Source organism: Deltaproteobacteria bacterium (assembly GCA_016875225.1).
GTDB lineage: Bacteria > Myxococcota_A > UBA9160 > SZUA-336 > SZUA-336 > VGRW01.
In genome coordinates this window covers 1-19,517 of the sequence record VGRW01000067.1, presented here as the reverse complement: position 1 = coordinate 19,517, position 19,517 = coordinate 1, and the positions used below count along the sequence as shown (strand labels likewise).

Annotated in this window: 21 protein-coding genes and 1 pseudogene; 8 read left to right on the top strand and 14 right to left on the bottom strand. The window is 69.9% G+C overall.

Annotated elements, in window-relative coordinates; genetic code table 11:
- Window positions 1–683 (bottom strand): amidohydrolase (locus tag FJ108_14260; GenBank protein ID MBM4337048.1); only part of this gene is annotated, 683 nt, incomplete at its 3' end.
- Between the two features lie 92 nt (window positions 684–775).
- Between FJ108_14260 and FJ108_14255 the strand changes: the two genes are divergently transcribed.
- From FJ108_14255 to FJ108_14245, 3 genes are read left to right on the top strand one after another with little or no spacing between them, the layout of a single operon-like run.
- Window positions 776–1,498, top strand: coding sequence for an FKBP-type peptidyl-prolyl cis-trans isomerase (locus tag FJ108_14255; protein MBM4337047.1), 723 nt, complete (start codon window positions 776–778; stop codon window positions 1,496–1,498).
- A gap of 57 nt (window positions 1,499–1,555) precedes the next feature.
- Window positions 1,556–4,264 (top strand): UPF0182 family protein, encoded by a 2,709-nt coding sequence (locus FJ108_14250; protein ID MBM4337046.1) that lies wholly within the window; start codon window positions 1,556–1,558, stop codon window positions 4,262–4,264.
- Window positions 4,265–4,278: 14 nt separating this feature from the next.
- Complete coding sequence (locus tag FJ108_14245) at window positions 4,279–5,046, top strand: TerC family protein (protein ID MBM4337045.1); 768 nt, start codon at window positions 4,279–4,281, stop codon at window positions 5,044–5,046.
- On the opposite strand, the gene FJ108_14240 is transcribed toward FJ108_14245, so the two are convergent.
- From FJ108_14240 to FJ108_14210, 7 genes are read right to left on the bottom strand one after another with little or no spacing between them, the layout of a single operon-like run.
- On the bottom strand, window positions 5,031–6,116 hold the full coding sequence (locus tag FJ108_14240; GenBank protein MBM4337044.1) for an MBL fold metallo-hydrolase: 1,086 nt from the start codon (window positions 6,114–6,116) through the stop codon (window positions 5,031–5,033). The two genes, FJ108_14245 and FJ108_14240, sit on opposite strands and share 16 nt — an antisense overlap.
- A gap of 37 nt (window positions 6,117–6,153) precedes the next feature.
- On the bottom strand, window positions 6,154–7,338 hold the full coding sequence (locus FJ108_14235) for a peptidase U34 (protein ID MBM4337043.1): 1,185 nt from the start codon (window positions 7,336–7,338) through the stop codon (window positions 6,154–6,156).
- A gap of 6 nt (window positions 7,339–7,344) precedes the next feature.
- A complete protein-coding gene (locus tag FJ108_14230) occupies window positions 7,345–8,508 on the bottom strand; it encodes a beta-lactamase family protein (protein MBM4337042.1) in 1,164 nt (387 codons plus the stop codon).
- A 43-nt stretch (window positions 8,509–8,551) separates the two neighbouring features.
- Complete coding sequence (locus FJ108_14225; GenBank protein MBM4337041.1) at window positions 8,552–8,896, bottom strand: DUF1318 domain-containing protein; 345 nt, start codon at window positions 8,894–8,896, stop codon at window positions 8,552–8,554.
- Window positions 8,896–9,321: a YnbE family lipoprotein gene (locus tag FJ108_14220; protein ID MBM4337040.1), complete on the bottom strand. Its 426-nt coding sequence runs from the start codon at window positions 9,319–9,321 to the stop codon at window positions 8,896–8,898. The genes FJ108_14225 and FJ108_14220 overlap by 1 nt, the downstream gene beginning before the upstream one ends.
- A complete protein-coding gene (locus FJ108_14215; protein ID MBM4337039.1) occupies window positions 9,185–9,892 on the bottom strand; it encodes a nuclease in 708 nt (235 codons plus the stop codon). The genes FJ108_14220 and FJ108_14215 overlap by 137 nt, the downstream gene beginning before the upstream one ends.
- Window positions 9,802–10,434, bottom strand: coding sequence for a TetR/AcrR family transcriptional regulator (locus FJ108_14210; GenBank protein ID MBM4337038.1), 633 nt, complete (start codon window positions 10,432–10,434; stop codon window positions 9,802–9,804). The genes FJ108_14215 and FJ108_14210 overlap by 91 nt, the downstream gene beginning before the upstream one ends.
- Before the next feature lie 76 nt (window positions 10,435–10,510).
- On the opposite strand from FJ108_14210, the gene FJ108_14205 reads away from it, so the two are divergent.
- From FJ108_14205 to FJ108_14190, 4 genes are read left to right on the top strand one after another with little or no spacing between them, the layout of a single operon-like run.
- Window positions 10,511–11,482: a diiron oxygenase gene (locus FJ108_14205; protein ID MBM4337037.1), complete on the top strand. Its 972-nt coding sequence runs from the start codon at window positions 10,511–10,513 to the stop codon at window positions 11,480–11,482.
- Window positions 11,483–11,499: 17 nt separating this feature from the next.
- Window positions 11,500–12,477 (top strand): hypothetical protein, encoded by a 978-nt coding sequence (locus FJ108_14200; GenBank protein MBM4337036.1) that lies wholly within the window; start codon window positions 11,500–11,502, stop codon window positions 12,475–12,477.
- Between the two features lie 14 nt (window positions 12,478–12,491).
- A complete protein-coding gene (locus tag FJ108_14195; protein MBM4337035.1) occupies window positions 12,492–12,914 on the top strand; it encodes an acyl dehydratase in 423 nt (140 codons plus the stop codon).
- Between the two features lie 3 nt (window positions 12,915–12,917).
- Window positions 12,918–14,090 carry a lipid-transfer protein gene (locus tag FJ108_14190; GenBank protein MBM4337034.1) on the top strand — a complete coding sequence of 391 codons (1,173 nt, stop codon included), beginning with the start codon at window positions 12,918–12,920 and terminating at the stop codon, window positions 14,088–14,090.
- Between the two features lie 19 nt (window positions 14,091–14,109).
- On the opposite strand, the gene FJ108_14185 is transcribed toward FJ108_14190, so the two are convergent.
- From FJ108_14185 to FJ108_14175, 3 genes are all read right to left on the bottom strand, one after another.
- Window positions 14,110–14,433 (bottom strand): ferredoxin, encoded by a 324-nt coding sequence (locus FJ108_14185; GenBank protein MBM4337033.1) that lies wholly within the window; start codon window positions 14,431–14,433, stop codon window positions 14,110–14,112.
- 35 nt (window positions 14,434–14,468) lie between these two features.
- Window positions 14,469–15,185 (bottom strand): hypothetical protein, encoded by a 717-nt coding sequence (locus tag FJ108_14180; GenBank protein MBM4337032.1) that lies wholly within the window; start codon window positions 15,183–15,185, stop codon window positions 14,469–14,471.
- A gap of 90 nt (window positions 15,186–15,275) precedes the next feature.
- Window positions 15,276–16,253, bottom strand: coding sequence for a creatininase family protein (locus FJ108_14175; GenBank protein MBM4337031.1), 978 nt, complete (start codon window positions 16,251–16,253; stop codon window positions 15,276–15,278).
- Window positions 16,254–16,331: 78 nt separating this feature from the next.
- Here FJ108_14175 and FJ108_14170 point away from each other — a divergent pair, with 78 nt between their 5' ends.
- Window positions 16,332–17,177 (top strand): SMP-30/gluconolactonase/LRE family protein, encoded by an 846-nt coding sequence (locus FJ108_14170; protein ID MBM4337030.1) that lies wholly within the window; start codon window positions 16,332–16,334, stop codon window positions 17,175–17,177.
- On the opposite strand, the gene FJ108_14165 is transcribed toward FJ108_14170, so the two are convergent.
- From FJ108_14165 to FJ108_14155, 3 genes and pseudogenes are all read right to left on the bottom strand, one after another.
- The gene (locus FJ108_14165; GenBank protein MBM4337029.1) at window positions 17,174–18,202 is read right to left on the bottom strand and encodes a hypothetical protein; all 1,029 of its coding nucleotides are present in this window, start codon (window positions 18,200–18,202) and stop codon (window positions 17,174–17,176) included. The genes FJ108_14170 and FJ108_14165 overlap by 4 nt on opposite strands.
- Window positions 18,203–18,250: 48 nt before the next feature.
- Window positions 18,251–19,075, bottom strand: a complete 825-nt coding sequence (locus FJ108_14160; protein MBM4337028.1) for a hypothetical protein — start codon at window positions 19,073–19,075, stop codon at window positions 18,251–18,253.
- A gap of 43 nt (window positions 19,076–19,118) precedes the next feature.
- A pseudogene (locus FJ108_14155) lies at window positions 19,119–19,472 on the bottom strand (FAD-dependent oxidoreductase).
- Window positions 19,473–19,517: the final 45 nt, after the last annotated feature.

Here is a 19,517-nt window from a genome sequence, read left to right as displayed (position 1 = left end):
AAAATCGACGATGAGCCGAGTCCGGGACCCGGGCCCGATCCGACGTGGATGCACACGATCGTGCCCTCGTCGCAGCACGCGCTCCAGAAAGGGTTCCAGTGCTCGGAGTGCAGGCTCGGCAGGCCGAGCTTCTCGGGGCTCTCCGAGAACGAGACCGCGTGGCAGCCCTTCTTCGCAACGCGCCGGATCTCGTCCGCCATCGCCTTCGGATCCCAGAGCGGCGCGAGCGCAAGCGCAATGAAGCGGCCCGGGTACGCGCCGCACCACTCGTCGATGTGCCAGTCGTTGTAGGCGCGAAGCATGGTGAGCGAGACGCCCTTGTCCTTCGTGCGCGTCCAGAGCGCGCCGCAGAAGCTCGGGAACGACGGGAAGCATAGCGACGCGAACACGCCGTTCGCGTTCATGTCGCGGATCCGCTCGTGCACGTTCCAGGTGCCGGGCCGCAGCTGCTCGAAGCTGGTCGGCTCCACGCCCCACTCCGCCGGCGGGCGGCCCACCACCGCGGAAAGGGCCAGGTTCGGCAGCTGCTGGCCCTCGAAGAGCCAGATCTCGGAGCCGTCCTTCTTGCGCGCCACGCGCGGCGCGCGGCTCTTCCAGGCCGGCGACAGGTGGTGCTCGAACAAATCGCGCGGCTCGACCACGTGGTCGTCGACGCTGACCAGGATCATCTCGTCGCGCAGCATCGGGGGCATGCTACGTCCGGCCGCACGGGCGTGTAAACCGCCGCGTGGTACTCTGCGCCCACTCCGAGATCCATCGGAGAAGAGGGGAATCGATGCTCTCGCGCTGTTGGACCGCTGCCCCGATCGTGCTCGTTCTCACCGCCTGCGGGCCCGCAGCCGCGCCGCCGCCGACACCCGCGATCGAGACGGCCGATCAGCAGGCGATCTACGGGCTGGGGCTGGTGATCGCGCAGCGGATCGAATCCTTCTCGCTCACGGAGGCGGAGCTCGCGATCTTCGAGCTCGGCTTGCGCGACGGAGTGCTCGAGCGCGAGAAAAAGGTCGACACCACGAAGATCGACGCGCTGATCCAGACGCTGGCGAACCAGCGCAGCACCGCGCGCGCGCAAACGGAGAAGACGGAGTCGGCCGCCTACCTGGCCAAGCTCGCCGCCGAGCCCGGCGCGAGCACCGCGCCCACCGGCTACGTCGTGCGCACGCTCACGGAGGGAACCGGCGCGAGCCCCAAGGCCAGCGACACCGTCGTGGTTCACTACCACGGAACGCTTCGCGACGGGACGGTCTTCGACAGCTCGGTCGACCGCGGAACGCCGGCGGAGTTCCCGCTCGGCGGCGTGATTCCGTGCTGGACGCAGGCGCTCCAGACGATGAAGGTCGGTGGCAAGTACAAGCTCGCGTGCCCCTCGGAGATCGCCTACGGCGATCGCGGCTATCCGCCGACCATCCAGCCGGGCGCGACGCTGACCTTCGACCTGGAGCTGATCGAGGTGAAGGCGCCGAGCGCCCCGGAGTCGGAGCTGCCCGAGAAGCCGTAGCTTCCCGGTCGGTTATAGTCCGGGCTCGGTCGTGTTCCCGGCGCGCTCGGAGGTCCCGTGGCACAGAGATCCCCGCGAACGATTCCACTCGTGTTCGCGGTCGCGTTGCTCGCGCTCTTCCTGCCCACGGCCATCGGAGTCGCGACCGACTGGCTCTGGTTCCAGGAATTGGAGCAGGCGCAGGTCATGCTGCGCTCGATCCTGGCGCGGGTCGGAGTCTTCGCGTTCGTGTTCGCGCTCGCGTTCGCGGTCTTCTTCCTGAACTTCGACCTGGCGCGGCGCTCGCTTCGGCGGCTCGACATCGTGCGAATGACGCCGGAGGGAATGCGCACGATCTCGCTCGATCCGCGCGGGCTTCGGCCGCAGATCCTGGCGGTCTCGGCGGGCGGCGCGTTCCTGCTCGCGATCTTCAGCGCGGGCGGATGGCAGACCTGGCTGCTGTACCTGTACGCGGTGCCGTTCGGAAGCAGCGATCCTCTGCTGGGCCGCGACATCGGCTTCTACGTGTTCTCGCTGCCGTTCTTCGAGACGCTGCGGAACCTGGGGCTCGCGCTGGTTCTGCTCACGCTCGCGGGCGTGATCACGGCGCACGGCATGGCCGGGAACCTGGGCGTGAATCCCGTGCGCGGCTTCTTCGTCGCGCGCGTCGCCCGCGTGCACATCGCGTTGCTCGCGGCGGGGCTCTTCCTGCTGCTGGCCTTCGCGGCCTGGCTCGGGTCGTCCGATCTGCTCACGACGCCGTCGTCGATCACCCACGGCGCGAGCTACGCGGACGTGCACGCGCGAATGCCGGCGCTGGCGCTTCTGCTGGTGGCCTCGCTCGCCGCCGCGACGCTCGCGGCCTACCAGATGACGGTGACGTCGCTCTGGCCGATCGCCGCGGCCGTGGCGCTGTACGGAGCCGTATCGGTCGGAGGAATCGGCTACGCGGGGATCATCCAGCGCTTCGTCGTCGCGCCGGACGAGCAGGTGCGCGAGACGCCCTACATCGTGCACAACATGCGCGCCACGCGCGCGGCGTTCGATCTCGACCGCGTCGAGGAGCGCGAGCTCTCGGGCGACGCGCTGCTCACGCGCGCGGACATCGACGCGAACGCCGCCACGTTCGAGAACGTGCCGCTCTGGAATAAGCAGCCGCTGCTGGACACGTTCAGCCAGATCCAGGAGATCCGCACCTACTACGACTTCGTCTCGGTCGACAACGACCGCTACACGATCGACGGGAAGTACCGCCAGATCATGCTCAGCGCGCGCGAGCTGAATTCCGAGAGTCTGCCCGCGCGATCGTGGATCAACGAGCGGCTGACCTTCACGCACGGCTACGGGCTCACGCTCGGCCCGGTGAACCAAGTCACGCGCGAAGGGCTGCCGGTGCTGTTCATCAAGGATCTGCCGCCGCAGTCGAGCGTCGACCTCGCGGTGAGCGAGCCCGCGATCTACTTCGGCGAGCTCTCCAGCGACCACGTCTTCGTCAACACGGCGACCGAGGAGTTCAACTACCCGGAGGGAGACGACAACAAGTTCGCGAAGTACCAGGGCGAGGGCGGCGTCTCGGTCGGCTCGTTCTTCCGGCGGCTGCTCTTCGCGATCCGCTTCCGCTCCACGGACACGCTTCTCTCGCCGAGCCTGACCTCGGAGAGCCGCGTGCTCATGTACCGGCGCATCGGCGATCGCGTGCGGCGGATCGCTCCGTTCCTGGTCTACGACGAGGATCCGTACCTGGCGATCGAGGCCGGGCGGCTGGTCTGGATCCAGGACGCCTACACGACCACGACGCGATATCCGTACTCGACGTCGATCGGCCGAAGCGGCGTGAACTACATCCGCAACTCGATCAAGGTCACGATCGACGCGTATCACGGCCACGTCCGTTTCTACGCCATCGACCCCGAAGACCCGATCGCGCGCACCTGGGCGCGGGCCTTTCCGAGCCTGATGCGAACGCGCGAAGAGATGCCCGAGGGGCTGCGCGCGCGCATGCGCTATCCGCAGGACATCTTCGCGGCGCAGGCCGCGATGTACTCGACCTACCACATGACCAACCCGGCGGTCTTCTACAACCGCGAGGACCAGTGGCAGGTGCCGGCTGCCGACGGCGCCGGTGCGCAGATGGAGCCGTACTACACCATCATGCGTCTGCCGGGGGAGAGCGAAGCGGAGTACATCCAGATGCTCCCGTTCACGCCGCGCCAGAAGGACAACCTGGCCGCCTGGATGGTCGCGCGGAGCGACGGCGAGAACTACGGCCGACTGATGGCGTTCCAGTTCCCGAAGCAGAAGGTGATCTACGGCCCGAGCCAGGTGGTCGCGCGGATCAACCAGGACCAGGTCATCTCGCCGCAGATCACGCTGTGGAACCAGCAGGGCTCCGAAGTGATCCAGGGCTTGCTCCTGGTGATTCCGGTCGAGGAGTCGCTGGTCTACATCCGGCCGCTGTATCTGCGCGCCGCGGGCGGGCGCATTCCCGAGCTCAAGCGCGTGATCGTCGCCTACCAGAACCAGATCGCGATGGAAGAGACGCTCGAGGCGGCGCTGGCGCGGATCTTTCCGAGCGACGCCGCGCGGACGAAGGCCGCGCGGGCGCCGGCGGCGAAGCAGGCGCGCGCGGCGGACTCGGGATCGGGCGACTCGACGGCGCTCGCGCGCGACGTGTTCCGGCGCGCGATCGAGGCGCAGCGCGCCGGGGACTGGGCGCGCTACGGAGAGGAGATCGAGCGCCTGGGCGAGATCCTGGAACGAATGGGCGGCGCGACGCCGGAACCGTAGCTGGAGGATCCGCCTTGAATTGGCTCGCGAACCCTGAGATCTGGATCGCGCTCGCGACGCTGACGGCGCTCGAGATCGTGCTCGGCATCGACAACGTGGTGTTCATCTCGATCCTGGCGGGAAAGCTTCCGCTCGAGCAGCAGGCCCGCGCGCGCCGCCTCGGACTGGGCCTGGCCATGTTCATCCGCATCGGCCTGCTCTTCTCGATCGTCTGGATCATCCGGCTCACGGCGCCGCTCTTCACGGTGCTCGAGCAGGAGATCTCGGGCCGCGATCTGATCCTGCTCGTCGGCGGGCTGTTCCTGCTCACCAAGAGCACGCACGAGATCCACCAGAAGCTCGAGGGCGAGCCGGGCCAGATCTCGACGCGCACGGCCGCGTCGTTCTCCGGCGTGATCGTGCAGATCCTCCTGCTCGACATCGTCTTCTCGCTCGACAGCGTGATCACCGCCGTCGGCATGGTCGACCAGATCGCCGTGATGGTCGCCGCCGTCGTGATCGCGGTCGGCTTCATGCTGGCCTTCGCGGGGCCGATCAGCGAGTTCGTCGAGCGGCACCCCACGGTGAAGATGCTCGCGCTCTCCTTCCTGCTGCTGATCGGCTTCGCGCTGATCGCGGAGGGCATGGATCAGCACATTCCCAAGGGCTACATCTACTTCGCGATGGCCTTCTCGCTCGGCGTCGAGATGCTGAACCTGCGCCTGATGCGGAAGGTGGAGCCGGTGCGGCTGCGCGAGCGGATCGTTCCGGAGGGCGACGCCGAGCGTCAGCTGAACGTGTAGATCAGCTTGTCGTCCTTGCCGCGGCGGGCCTCCGCGCGTCCGGCGATGCGCAGGTGCTCCAGATGCGCGTAGGTCTCGCTCTCGGCCATCGAGCCCCAGCTGCGCTCGCGGAACAGCTTGCGCGACACCGCTTCGACCGTGGCCGGCCCGATCTCGCGCGCGATCTCGAGGATGCGGTCCAGGCGCTCGAAGTGGTGGCGCTTGATCGCCTCGGTGCGCGCGCGCAGGTCCGTGAACGGGTGGCCGTGCGCGGGAAGCGCGAGCTTGATGCCCGAGATCTCCGCGACGCGGTCGAGCGAGTAGAAGAACGACGCGAGCGGATCGCGCGACGACGAGATGCCGGAGATGTGCGGCGTGATGGTCGGGAGCACGTGATCGCCGCCGAGAAAGACGCCGTGCTCGGGATCGTGCAGGCAGATGTGGTCTTCGGTGTGACCGGGCGTGTGCAGCACGAACCAGTCGCGCTTGGCCATGCGCAGGAAGTTTCCGTGCTCCACCGGCTCGGAGACCTCGGGCACGAAATTGCCGCCGGCCATGCGCATCATCGACCAGCGCACGCGCTGTCCGATCGGCGGTCGCGGCCGTTCGCCGCCCCAGGGCGTGGGGCCACCCCAGCTGCCGAAGCGCGGCATGGACGCCGGCGCCTCGGGCTCGGCCGCAGGCCCCTCGCTCGAGCCGGTCCGCTGCGCTTCGAGATCCTCGACGGAGACCTCGGGCTTGCTCTGCGGCAGGCCGAAGCGGAAGTTCCGGTGCGCGACCACCTTCGCGCCGCTCTCGCGCACGAAGCGAACCGCGCCGCCGAAGTGGTCCGGATGGGAGTGAGTGACCACGATCGTGTGTACGTGCTTCGAGCGCAGCCCCGCTTGCTTCAAGCGATCTTGGAGCGCCTTCCAAGTCGAGGAGCCGGGCAGGCCAGGGTCGACCAGCGCCGCGCCCTCGTCGTCGATCAGCGCGTAGCAGTTCACGTGGCCCAGGCCCGGCATCGAGATCGGAAGCTGCATGCGCAGGATGTTCGGCGCGACCTCGGTCACGTCCGTGCGCGCGTCCTCCTGCTCCTGCCTCTGCGCCATCGAGTCATCGTACAGGAGGCGGCTCGAGCGCGCCGCGTCAGAGGCCGGCGCGAGCGTTGCGCTTGCGCCAGTAGGCGCGCGCGATCGGCGGGCGGCGGTCCCGGGACTCGAGCGCGCGGATCCGCTCGAGCCAGCTCGAGAGCAGCACCTCGGCGCGCGCGAAGGACTCGGCCGGTCCGGCGCCGTCGGCCTCGAGCCGCGCCTCGATCGCGTCGCGCTCGGCCGCGTACTGCTCCGCGAGCGGTGTCGGGTCGGCGATCAGGAAGCGGTGCAGCCGCTCGTTTCGCCACCACAGCGTCTTCGGGTCGTAACGGTCGGTCGGCGCCGGGCCGAGATCGAGCGGCTCGTCCACGCGCACCGGCTTGTAGACCGAGAGGCAGGGCGCGGCCGTGCCCGTCACCAGGTGGCGCGCTTCGCCCGAACGCAGGTCCGCGACCCAGGACGCGGTGGTCTGCGACGCGGCGACCAGCCCGCCCGCGTGCGCGCAGGGCGCGCGCATGGCGCCGTTCGCGCGCGCGTACACCGGCCAGCGTCGGCCCTCGCCGTGATCGCGAAGCACGGTCATCAGGTCGGCCGGCGACTTCGCGATCCGGCCGAGCTCGGTCGTGCGCGCCAGGCGCGCGCGGCCCGCGGCGACGCGCGTCTTGATCCGGTCGGAGTGTTCGCGCGCGAAGCCGCCGATCGTGAGCACGTTCGAGATCGAGCGCGCACCATTGACGCGCTCCGTCGCGGTGTGCCGCCCTGCGGTTTCGAGCACGATCGCCGTCTTCCGATCCGCGACGATGTAGCTGTTGTGGTACTTGAAGCCGCGGTTCTCGTGCCCGCAGCCGCCTCCCTGACCGTGCCGCTCGAGTAGCGTGACGATCACCTGCACGGCCTCGTCGGCCGTGCTCGCGCGCTCCAGCGCCAGCCGCAGCAGGTCCATCCCCGTGAGGCCGCTCGCTGCGTAGGGCTGGCGCGTGAACACCGCTTCGTTTCCGATCGTGACGCCGTGCTCGTTCGCGCCGATCTCGGCGCCCCACATCCAGTACGGCCGCGAGAGCAGCACCGAGTTCGTGCGCGCGACCTGCGGGATCTCGATCCAGGTGCAGCGCAGCGTCGCGCCGGGCGCGTGCTCGGCGCGCGGGCTCCAGTCGAGAAGCTGCGCCTCGTTGGCGTCGCGGTCGGAGTTCTTGGCGAACAGAACGCCGTCGTTCGAGACGATCGCGACCGTGTCACACATGGGTCGTCACCGCAGCGCCTCGTAGACCTCCGCGATCAGCCGGAAGCCGCGTGCGTCGCCCGCCAGGCCCACCTGCATCTGGTTCATCACGTACGCGACCGAGACACGCGCGTCGGGATCGGCGAACGCGATCGATCCGCCCGCGCCGGGGTGGCCGAAGGAGCGCGGGTTGGGGCCGAACGGGATCATCGGTTGGGTCATGAAGAAGCCGAGCCCGAAGCGCGTGTGCAGCGGCGAGAGCACCTCGTCGGGCCCGAAGCTCTGCTCGCTGTTCGCGCGCGCGATCTGCGCGGGCGAGAGCACCGGGACGCCTTCGAGCTCGCCGTCCCGCGCGAGCGCGCCGTAGATCCGCGCCAGCCCCCGCGCGGTGCCGTGGCCGTTCGCGGCCGGGATCTCGGCCGCGCGCCAGGCACGCGTGTTCACCGCGCCGGTCTCGATCACCGGGTTGCCGAAGGTCCGACCGACCAGGGACTCGGGATCCCGAGCCGCCGCGGCGAACGGGCTTGCGACACCTGGCGGTGTCGCGGGCGCGGGGATCATCTCGGCCACGCGCTCGTCGAGCTCGGGCCCGAAGCCGATCCAGAAGTCCAGGCCGAGCGGCGCAGCGAGCTCGTCCCGGAAGTACGCGCCGAGCGTCCGGCCGTCGATCCGGCGCACGACCTCGCCGACCAGGTAGCCGAAGGTCAGCGCGTGGTAGCCGTGCTTCGTGCCGGGCGGCCACCACGGCTTCTCCGCGGCCAGCGCCTCGGTCATCTGCTTCCAGTCGTAGCGGGCGCTGGCGGGAATCGTCTCGCGTAGCGCGGCCAGCCCCGCCTTGTGCGAGAGCAGCCAGCGCACCGGGATCCCCTCCTTGCCCGCCTGCGCGAACTCCGGCCAGTACTGCGCGACCGGCGCGTCGAGATCGAGCTTGCCCTGCTCGGCGAGCCGGTTCGCGCAGATCGCGGTCATTCCCTTCGTGGTCGAGTAGACGTTCACGAGCGTGTCGCGGAGCCACGGCTTGGTTCGCGCCGCGTCGCGATGGCCGCCCCAGAGATCGACGACCAGCTCGCCGTCGACCGTGACGGCCAGCGCCGCGCCGACCTCGCCCGCCTCGAAGCTCTTCTCGAACACCTCGCGCACGCGCCCGAAGCGCCGCGCGGTCTCGCCCTGGGCCCGGATCTGCTCCGCCATCGAAAGCTCCTCGCGTCCGCTCGATGATACGCCGGGCTCGGGCTCACTTCCTGTGCCAGGCACCTTCCGTGTCGGTGACCCACTCGCCGCGCTCGGCGCGCTGGATCAGCTTCGCGCCCGCGAGCCTCGACACCGCATCCAGGCTCGCGCCGCGCCGGCGCGCGATCTCCTCGTACGCCGCGCGCCGCTTGCCGTTGACCCGGCGCACGATCGCCTGGATCAGCGAGTTGGATTGCTCGACCACGATCGCGACGTAGCCGTCTGCCTTCTCGCCGACCAGCCCCTGGCCCTTGGCGCGGGCGAGGTCCACGCCCGACGCGGATGCCGCGCCCGAGAACGCGCAGGCCAGCGCCAGCGCGAGCGCGCCGGCGGCGAGTCTCGTGAGCATCAGAAGATCTCCGGCTCGGCGTCGAAGAGCGCCTCCAGATCCGCCTCGACCTCGGACCGGATCGCGTCGTCGATCGCGGCGTTCATGTTGATCGCGAGCGTCTCTTTCGGCAGGTCCAGCGGCTTATTCGTCGCGCAGCCAGCGCCGAGGCCGAGCAGAGCAGCCAGCCCCGCGAGCCAGATCCGCCTGGAGACACGAGTCACGTCCGTTTCCCTCCCCGATCCGAGCGCACACGATACGACGCGAGGCCGGCAAGAACCAAGAGGGGCCCGCGCACGCCGCCGCGGCCTACCTGCACAGGCTCGAGCAGGGCACGCCGTCTCCGTCGCCGTCGAGACGGGAGAGGCCGCAGGTCTCCAGGTGGAAGCGCGCCTCGGCGCAGCTCTGCATCTCTCTGCAGTAGGTCTTGCGCCCGCAGACGAAATCGGGAGCGCGCTTCGCAGGCGAGCTCCGTTCGCTCGCCCGGAATTCCCAAGGCGGAACGCGCTGCGACGCGGGAAGCGCCCAGAGGCCGCGCTTCTGCTCGCGCGCCTCGCGTTCCAGCTCGAGCAACGCGGGGTCGTCGCTGTACTTGCGGTAGACCCAGGCGGCGCCCTGCCGCACGAGCTCGGCGTTCACGTCGGTGTCGCCGACGTAGACGCGCGCGACGCTGCGCCCGTACGAATCGGTGTCGACGGTCTCGAAGCGGATCATGCGGTTCGCGACCAGATCGGCAAGCAGCTGCAGGGCGGGTCCGGAGTAGGGCTGACCGCGCTCGGGCGAGTCGATCGCGTGCAGGCGGATGCGCAGCTGCGCGTGGCCCTCGGTCCGAACCGTGAGCGTGTCGCCGTCGACCACGCCGACCACGCGCCCGGTCCGCACCGCGCCGGCCGCGAGCAGGACGAGGAGTGCAAGTCGCCCTCCGATCAGGACGGGCGCTGCCGCACGGCCTCCCAGGCGAACTCCGCGGCCGCGCGCAGGCGCTGGTCGATCGGGTAGCTCGCGTCCGCGAGCCAGTGCATCACCGTCGCGTTCAGCACGCCCAGGATCATCTCGGCCATGAAGGACGGGTCGAGCTCCGCTCGCACCTCTCCGCGGCGCTGGCCTTCGCTCAGCATCTCGACGAACGGCTCGTGGACCCGCTCCAGGTAGGGCGGCGAGCGCCCCGGCTCGGACTCGGTCCGGATCAGCTCGAGCAGCACGTCGCGCGCGATCTCGCGCGTCCTTGCGATCTGCTCGGCCGCGGCGCCCGCAAAGCCCGCGAGCCGCTCGCGCGTCGGCACGGCCCCGCGGAAGTGCTCCTCCAGCATCTGCTGCAGGTACGCGACGACCTGGGCTGTGATCTCGCCGAGCAGGGTCTGCTTGCTCTGGAAGTGGTTGAACAGGGTCTGGGGGACGACGTCCGCGGCCTCGGCGATCTGCGCCACCGTGGTCCGGTCGAAGCCCTGCTCCAGGAACAGATCCTGCGCGGCGCGGTAGACGCGGCCGCGGATCTCGCGCTTGCGCCGGTCGCGGCGACCCTCGGCGGCCGAGGCGGAAATTTTTCCTGGAGGCGCCATCTATTCGTGGACACTACACCAACGATGGAATAGCATCCACATCTAACTTCAAGACCGCAAAGAGGAAGGAGCAACCGTGACCGCGACGCTCGAGCAGATCCTGACCCCCATCACGACCCTCTGGCGCTTCGATTACGAGGCCAACCTGAAGACGCTTCGCGACCTGTACGAGGTGGCCAAGCGCGAGCAGTGGAACGCGGCCTCCGACATCCCGTGGCACCTGGAGACCGACCCGGCCATGGTCGGAGAGATCGCGGGACCGGGCGGCGATCCGCTTCGCGACTTCGACTTCATCAAGGAGCTCTCCGACGAGAAGCGCGTCGAGCTCTCCAAGCGCCGCTCGGCCTGGACCATGTCGCAGATGCTGCACGGCGAGCAGGGCGCGCTGCTCTGCTGCGGTCAGCTCGTCGACGCGGTGCCCGACATGGACGGCAAGCTCTACGCCGCCACGCAGGTGATCGACGAGGCGCGACACGTCGAAGTGTTCCACCGCTACATCAACCGCCTCGACCGCGTCTACCCGATCATGCCCTCGCTGAAGGCGCTTCTGAACGCGGTGCTGACCGCGCCGAAGTGGCAGATGAAGTGCGTGGGCATGCAGGTGATCGCGGAGAGCCTGGCGATGGGAAGCTTCCGCATGATGAAGGCGTCGACGAAGGACGAGGTGCTCTCCCGCGTCGTCGACCTGACCGCGCAGGACGAGGCGCGGCACGTCTCGTTCGGCCTGATCTACATGAAGGAAGAGCTGCCGCGGATGTCGGAGCCGGACCGGGACGAGCTCGAGGACTTCGCGCTCGCGGCCGTTCGCATGCTGGCCGACCCGGCCGCTCAGGCCGAGAACGGCGGGCCGCTGTTCGGGATCTTCGGAGAGGTCGGGATCGACCAGGAGGTCGCGCTTCGCGAGCTCACCGAGAAGTTCTCCGACCCGGCGTTCCGCGCCAAGCAGCCCAACCCGTTCCGCGAGTACGTGGTTCCGCAGCTGAAGCGCCTGGGCCTGATCACGGAGCGCACCGCGCCGAAGTATCAGGAGATGGGCCTCACCGCCTGACGCTAGAATCCCGGAACGTGCCTATTCCCGACAATGCGAGCGGCTCCGAGCTCGAAGCCGCGCTGCGCGGCTTCGTCGGCGCCGTGATCGGCCCGCCCCAGGTCGGCCCGGACCGGGTCGACGCGGCGATGATCCGGCACTGGTGCGAGGCCATGGGCGATCGCAATCCGGTGTACACCGACGCCGCGCTCGCGCGAGAGTCGGTGCACCGCGGAATCGTCGCGCCGCCGACGATGCTGCAGGCCTGGATCCTCCAAGGCATGCAGATGGCCGGGCCGCGCGACGCGACCGGCGATCGCCAGCTCGAGCTGCACCAGCTGCTTTCGGAGGCGGGCTATCCGTCGGTCGTCGCGACCAACTGCAGACAGGGCTACACGCGCTACCTGCGGCCCGGTGATCAGGTGACGGCCACCACCGTGATCGAGTCGATCTCCGCCGAGAAGGCCACCGCCCTGGGCACCGGCTACTTCATCGACACGCGCACCACCTTCCGCGACGAGCACGGGGACGAGGTCGGCTGGATGACCTTCCGCGTGTTGAAGTTCAGACCACCCGAGAAAGAGAGCGCTGCGGCGCCAGCGGCGTCGGGCGCGGCCGCCGCCCCGCGGCGCCTCGCGCCGCCGCTCGGCCACGACAACCGCTGGTGGTGGGAGGGGATCGCGGCCGGCGAGCTGCGCATCCAGTCCTGCGCATCGTGTCGCGCGCTGCGCCATCCGCCGCGGCCGATGTGCGGAAAGTGCCAATCCGTCGACTGGAGCTGGGTCGTCTCGAAGGGCGCGGGCGCGGTGCACAGCTACACGGTTCTGCACTATCCGCGCGTGCCGGGATACGAGTACCCTCTGCCGGTGGTGCTGGTCGATCTCGACGAGGGGACTCGCCTGGTCGCCAACCTGGCTGGCTGCGAGACGTCGGCGATTCGCATCGGCATGCGCGTGCAGGCGAGGATCGAGAACGTCGACGGAGCGCTCTCGCTCCCGGTCTTCTACCCGGCGTAGGCGGAGGGCGGCGGATGTCGAGCACACGATTCTTCGCTGCGGTCCGCGTGGGTGACCGACTTCCGGCGCTGGAGATCCCGATCACGAGCACGCTGATCGTCGGCGGCGCGCTCGCGTCGCGCGACTTCACGCCGGTGCACCACGATCGGGCGGCGGCACAGGCGCAGGGAATGTCGGACGTGTTCATGAACATCCTGACGACGAACGGGCTGGTCGGACGCTACGTCACCGACTGGGCCGGGCCCGACGCGATCCTGCGCGAGGTCGCGATCAAGCTCGGCGCGCCGAATCTGCCCGGCGACACGATGAAGTTCAGCGGGACCGTCTCGTCGCGCGACGAGAGCACGGCGACGGTGACCGTCGAGATCGTGGGCCGGAACGGTTGGGGCGATCACGTGACCGGCAGCGTGCGGCTCGATCTGCCGCGAGGCGCCTGACCCGTGACCCGACCGCTTCGCGATCGAGCCGCCATCGTGGGTATCGGGCAGACCGAGTTCTCGAAGAACTCCGGTCGCTCCGAGCTGCAGCTCGCCTGCGAGGCAGTGAAGGCGGCGCTCGACGACGCGGGGCTGACGCCCGGCGACGTCGACGGAATGACCACCTTCACCATGGACACCAGCGACGAGATCGAGCTGGCGCGCGCCATCGGCGCCGGCGATCTCACCTTCTATAGCCGCGTGCCTTACGGCGGTGGCGCGGCGATCGGCGTGGTGCAGCACGCGGTGATGGCGGTCGCGACCGGCGCTGCGGAGTGCGTGGTGGTCTACCGCGCCTTCAACGAGCGCTCGGGGCGCCGCTACAGCACGGGGATCTCCGAGGGCATCGTCACGGCGGACCTGATCCACTGGAGCTGGTACCTGCCGTTCGGGTTGCTCACTCCGGCCTCGTGGGTGGCCATGTACACACAGCGCTACATGCACGAGTACGGCTGCACCGGCGAGGACCTCGCGCGCGTCGCCGTGTCCGCGCGGCGGCACGCTTTGAACAACCCGAACGCCTTCTTCCACGGCGTGCCGCTCACGATCGCGGAGCACCAGGCGTCCAGATGGATCGCGGAGCCGCTGCGTCTCTTCGACTGCTGCCAGGAGTCCGACGGAGGCTGCGCGCAGATCGTCACCACCGTCGAGCGCGCGCGCGACCTGCGCAGCCGTGCGGCGGTGGTGCGCGGCATCGGCCAGGCCGCGGGCGCGGACCAGGAGAACATGACCAGCTTCTACCGGCCCGAAATCACGCGCCTGCCCGAGATGGATCTGGTCGCGAAGCAGGTGTACGCGTCGTCGGGGCTCGGACCGTCGGACGTCGACGCCGCGATCCTCTACGATGCGTTCACGCCGGTCGTGCTCTGGCAGCTCGAGTCGTTCGGCTTCTGCCCGCTCGGCGAGGCGCGGGGCTTCGTGAAGGACGGGAACCTCGAGATCGGCGGGTCACTCCCGTGCAACACCCACGGCGGACAGCTCTCCGAGGCCTACATCCACGGAATGAACGGCGTGAACGAGGGCGTGCGGCTGATCCGCGGCACCTCCGTCAACCAGCCCGCGCGCAACGACCACGTGCTGGTCACCGCCGGGGTCGGCGTGCCGACGAGCGGCATGATCCTCGGCAAGCTCGACTGAAGCCCGCGCGTCCGAGGGCTCACTGGGACGGGGCGCGCGCCTCGCTCTCTTCCTTCGATTCGGCGGCGGCCGGCTCCGTGGGGATCAGCCCCCCCGTCGGGCAGTACTCGGCCGCCTCGCGGCACGCCTCTTCTTCCTCGTCCGATTCCGGCTGCTTGCGCACGATGGCGGCCGAATTCCCGCGCGCCATCTCCATGTTCTCCGGCGCCCGCTCCTCGCAGAGCCGGCACCCGATACAAAGCACGTCATCGACCGAGAATCGTGTCCGGCTCATCCGCATCTCCGCACTCGACGAAGCCAAGCCTATGTCTGCACGCCCCCGCGCGGCTATGACTGCCATCATATCCTGACCGACGGGTGAGCGCAGGGATGGGAGAGTCAGGCGGCGAGCACGGGCGCGCCGGCCGAGCGGAGCTGCTCGTACACGGGCGGCGGCCCGAGGCGAAGCTCGTTTCGCACCTCGTCGATCGGTCGCGGCAGCAGGGACTCCCAGTCCAGGTCCACCAGCCACGTCGCCTTGCGCCCGCGCTGGTAGCCCTGCCGGATCAGCCGGCCCGTCTCGGAGTTCCAGCCTTCGCTGCGCAGGGCATCGAAGAGCAGATACCCGATCCCAAGATTGCGGGTCTGCGCGAAGGTGAGCGCGAGCACTGCAATTTCGCCGCGAAGATCGCGGTCGTAGCCCGAGACCACGTGGAAGACGTCGTGCAGGTTCAAGAGCCGAGTCGAGAAGACCTGTTCTTCCCCGGCGGCGGGCGGCAGCTTGAGCCTCTGGTTCGCGGCCTGACTCGCCTGCGCCAGGCCCTGCGCGCCGATGTGCTCGCGGACGAACCACTGGCCGATCGTGCGTCCCAGCGAGCCTTCGGGCATCGCGAGCAGCCCGTCGACGTCGGCGAGCAGGTCGTACAGATCGCGCTTCTCGCGCAGGATCCGCTCGGCGTTGGGCGAGCGCCGGAAGCGGCTGAACAGCCGCTTGCCGGAGTTGCCGGAGAGCGCCGCGATCACGACGATGGCACCCGCGGTGTCGTCGGGGTTCTCTCGGAGCGTGCGCATCGCCCGGTACGCGACCAGCGGGCGGATTCGATTCCGTGCGGCCATCGTCGGTCTCCTCGAGGAGGTGGCCTTGGCAGACTGCCGCAGGCCGTCCGCACGTGGATATGACCGCGGTCATACGTCGAGCCGCGGCCGTCAGCCCACGCCGCGCGGCACCTGCATGACCCGGTTGAAGAACCGCAGCGCCAGCCGGTTCACAAAGATGTGTCGGAGCTTCCAGAACGGCGAGTGCCACTTCTCGGGCGGGAGCGTCCCGTCGAGGATCTCCGCGACCGCCTCGGCCGTGCGGCTGGCCAGCGTGTCGAGGATCTGCTCGCCGATCTCGGCCGTCGCGCCGGCTGGCGCGCCCGCGTACGTGTCGCCCGCGAAGTAGTGGATCGTCGCCTTGAAGCCCCGGACCATCTGCGGAATCGACGCGGGCTTCCCGCGCGATCCAGCGGGCCTGTCGCGGCCGGTCTCTTCGAGCCAGAGGTCGACGGTGCGCCGCGGCAGCGATTTGTAATCGGGGTCGACCCAGTCCGGGTGCAGCGCGAGGAGCTGCGAGGTCTCGACCAGCCCCGCGTGTGTGTCGCCCTCGAAGTCCGCCCTCGAGACGCCGGGGATGTGGCCGAGCACCTCGCCGAGCTCCGCGCCGCCGCCGTTCAGCCGCGAGAGCATCAGCGAGAACACCGATGCCATGCGGATCCCGTGCGCGCGAGAGACGCGCTCGCACGCGGTCTCGATCGCGAGGAAGTGGCGCGGGCTGCCGTGGAAGTTCGACACCATCACGTTTCGGAAGCCCTGCAGCGCGAGCGACCGGCCCATGTCCTCGAGGAACGCGATCGTCGTGGAGGGCCGGAACGCGACGGTGCCCGGCTGCGGGACGCCGTCGCTCGCCGCCCAGACGAACGGCAGGCGCAGGAACGTGCGCGAGCGGTGGCGCTCGGGCAGGAAGCGCAGCGCGCGCTCGGCCAGGCCCTCGCCCTCCAGGCAGTCGGCCCCGAGCGGCAGGTGCGGTCCGTGCACCTCCATTGGCGAGCAGGTCACGAACACCACGGCGCTCTCGCGGTCGATCGCGTCGAACTGCGTCTTGGTCAGTGTCTCCCAGCGGATCGACTTCGGGATCGGTGTCATGCCGCCCAGGGTACCCGACCCGGCGCCTCCCCGGGCCGGATTTGACGCGGGCGGGCGAGCGGCGAGACGATCGCCCGGATGACCCGCGAGACGGAGCTTCTGCTCGACGGCCTGTGCTTTCCCGAAGGTCCGCGCTGGCACGACGGCGAGCTCTGGTTCTCGGACATGCACGCGAAGGCCGTGCTGCGGGTCGGGCTCGACGGTCGCGTCACGCGCGTGGTCGAGGTGGCGGCCTGCCCGTCGGGGCTCGGCTGGCTCCCCGACGGGCGGCTGCTCGTGGTCTCGATGCACGATCGGCGTCTGTTGCGGCTCGACCCCGGCGGGCTGCACCAGGTCGCGGACCTCGCGGCGATCGCCGACTTCCACTGCAACGACATGGTGGTCGACGCGCGCGGGCGCGCGTACGTGGGGAACTTCGGCTTCGACCTCCACGCCGGCCAGAAGCCCCGAACGACCGCGCTCGCGCTCGTGCGACCCGACGGCGAGGTGCGCGTCGCAGCGCGCGATCTGGCGTTTCCGAACGGCTGCGTGATCACGCCCGACGGCGGCACGCTCGTGGTCGCGGAGTCGATGGCCGCGCGTCTCACCGCCTTCGACATCGCGCCCGACGGATCGCTCTCGAACCGGCGCGTCTTCGCCGCGCTCGAGGGCAAGGTTCCGGACGGGATCTGCCTCGACGCGGAGGGCGCGATCTGGGTGGCGTCGCCGATGAGCTCGGAGTGTCTTCGCGTGCACGAGGGCGGACGAGTGAGTCGCACCGTGAAGGTCGAGACTCAGGCCTACGCCTGCATGCTCGGCGGCCCCGACCGCAGGACGCTCTTCATCTGCACCGCGGCGGATTCCGATCCCGCCAGGTGCGTCGAGCAGCACAGCGGGCGGATCGAGACGCTGCGCGTCGAGGTCCCGGGGGCGGGGCTGCCCTAGCCGCGCAACCGCAATTGCCGCGCGCGCGCCAGTCCGGCCGTCGCGAGCAGCGCGACGAGCACCGTCGCGACGACCACGCCGCGACCGGGGAACGCCGGCACCGCCGGCGCCGCGGCGGCAAAACCGTACGTGCCGAAGACCGAGATCGGCACGCTGATCAGGTCGTTTACCGGGTCCACGATCTCTCCGGGAACCGGTAGCCACTGCTGCGTCAGCGGCTCGTAGCGGTAGATCTTCAGTGTCGTCTCGTCCGCGTTCTCGCCGGCTTCCTCGTGCGTGTAGTGGAAGGTGAGGGTTGCGGGCGTCGCGAGGGCGAGGCCGTCGGGCTCGAGCGCCTGCGCCTCGGAGATATCGAGCGACCCCGGGGGAACCGCGTCGGTGTGGAGCAGCGGGTACATGTTCGCCATCTGCACGGGGACGGGGCTGCCGAGAGCTCCGGCCGGAACCTGCAACGAGTCGCCCCAGAAGGCGTGGATCGTCCCGCCCGCAACGCCGAGCGGCTGCGTCGTCTGCTTGTCGCAGTCGATCCGCCACCACGACAGGCGCGTCCAGCCGCCGCCCAGGTCCTGGCTGGCGGGAATGCGTTTGTCGCCGTCCCGGATGTAGATCTCCGCACTCTGCTCGCCGCTGCCGATGACCTCCGCCGACGGCGTTCCGCACATCAGGTAGACGTCGATCTCGAAAGGCTGACCGGCGCCCAGAACTCCCGTGCCCTGCAGATCGAGCTGGTCGTCCCAGGTCGCGTCCTGATCCATCGCGTGAATCGCCGCCGCTCCTGCTCCCGCGGTGACTCCCGTGACACGGATGCGGGCCACTCCTCCGGGCGGGATCGAGAAGTAGGTCGCGTCATTCGGCGGCGAGTTCGGGTCGAGGTCCAGCGGCAGGGGCGCACCTCCGGGCGGCGCGTACTGCTCGATCGTCGCGCTGGTGAAGGAGGCGACGTTCTCGGCGACACCAGACAGTGGCAGGAGGCCGATCGATCCGACTAGAACCGTCCGCGCGAGCCAGCGGCTGAGCGTCGACATGACCCCGGGAGCCTACGAGCCGGCGGAAGCCGCTGTCAACGCAGTCGTTCAGAAGCGGAGCTCGACCTCCGTCGTGCCGAAGGCGAAGCGCGGCAGGATGCGGCGGAAGGCGAGGGCGAAGACGCCGGTGCGCATCGCGAGCGGGACGAGTGTGCGCATCGCCACGCGCGCGAGCGGCGTCTGCTGCAGCAGCAGACGCGGCGGGCCGGACTGCAGGCGCTGGATCTCCTGCACCTCGGGCAGGCGCTCGGCGGCGACGCGCGCGGCCGCGGCGTCGAGCTCCGCGGGCGGCGAGCCGCGAAGCAAGAGCGGGCCGAGCTGGTTCGCGGCGACGAGTGCGTCGCGCAGCGCGATGTTGATGCCCTGCGCGCCGACGGGCGACATCGGGTGAGCGGAATCGCCGATCAGCAGCACGCCCGGCGCGTTCCAGACGTCGAGGTGATCGCAGACCACGTCGAGCAGGAACGGCGAGGAGAGCGCGTCCATGTGGGCGCGGATCCAGGCGGCGAGGTCGTCGGGCACGCTCGAGGCGAGCTCGCCGACCCAGTGCTCGATTCCCCCGCGGCGGATGTCGCCGAAGCCACCTTTGTCGATCGCCCAGCCGAGCTGCAGCCCGCCGTCGGGTGACTCGAAGCAGATCGCGAAGTGAGCCCGGCCGATGCAGCCGCGAACCACGCCGCGCATGAAAACGGGTAGTGGAAGCTTGCACCACACCACGTCGAAGCTCGGCGCGCGGCGCGCGCGGTCGAGCCCGGCGCGCTTGCGCACGGCCGATGCGCGGCCGTCGCAGCCGATCAGGTAGTCGCAGCGGATCTCGCGCGCGCCATTCGCGTCCTCGATCCGCAATCCTGCGACGCGTTCCCCGGCGTACACCAGATCGCGTACGGTCGCGCCGCGCAGGAGCTCGAAGTCGGGAAGCCTCCGCGGCCTGCGCGACCAGCATCTCGAGCAGCGCCGGCTGGGAGACGAAGCGCGGCAGCGGCGTCTCGCGCGGCAGGGCGGCGACGTCGAGCTCGAGCTCGCGCCGGCCGTTCAGGTAGACCTCGAGCCGGTGGATTCGCGACTGCGGCAGTCCGTCGAGATCCGCTTCGAGCCCCATCTGCCGGAGCGCGTCGACCCCGCCCGGCATCAGACCCTCGCCGCGGAACTCGCGCGCGAAGTCGGTTTGCCGCTCGATCAGCGTCACGCCGATTCCCCGGCGGGCGAGCAACCAAGCGAGCGAGGCGCCCGCCGGTCCGGCGCCGGCGATCGCGACGCGCATCCCGGGCATGGGGCGACTCTACCACCGGCGCCCCCCCCCCCCCCCCGGCGCAAC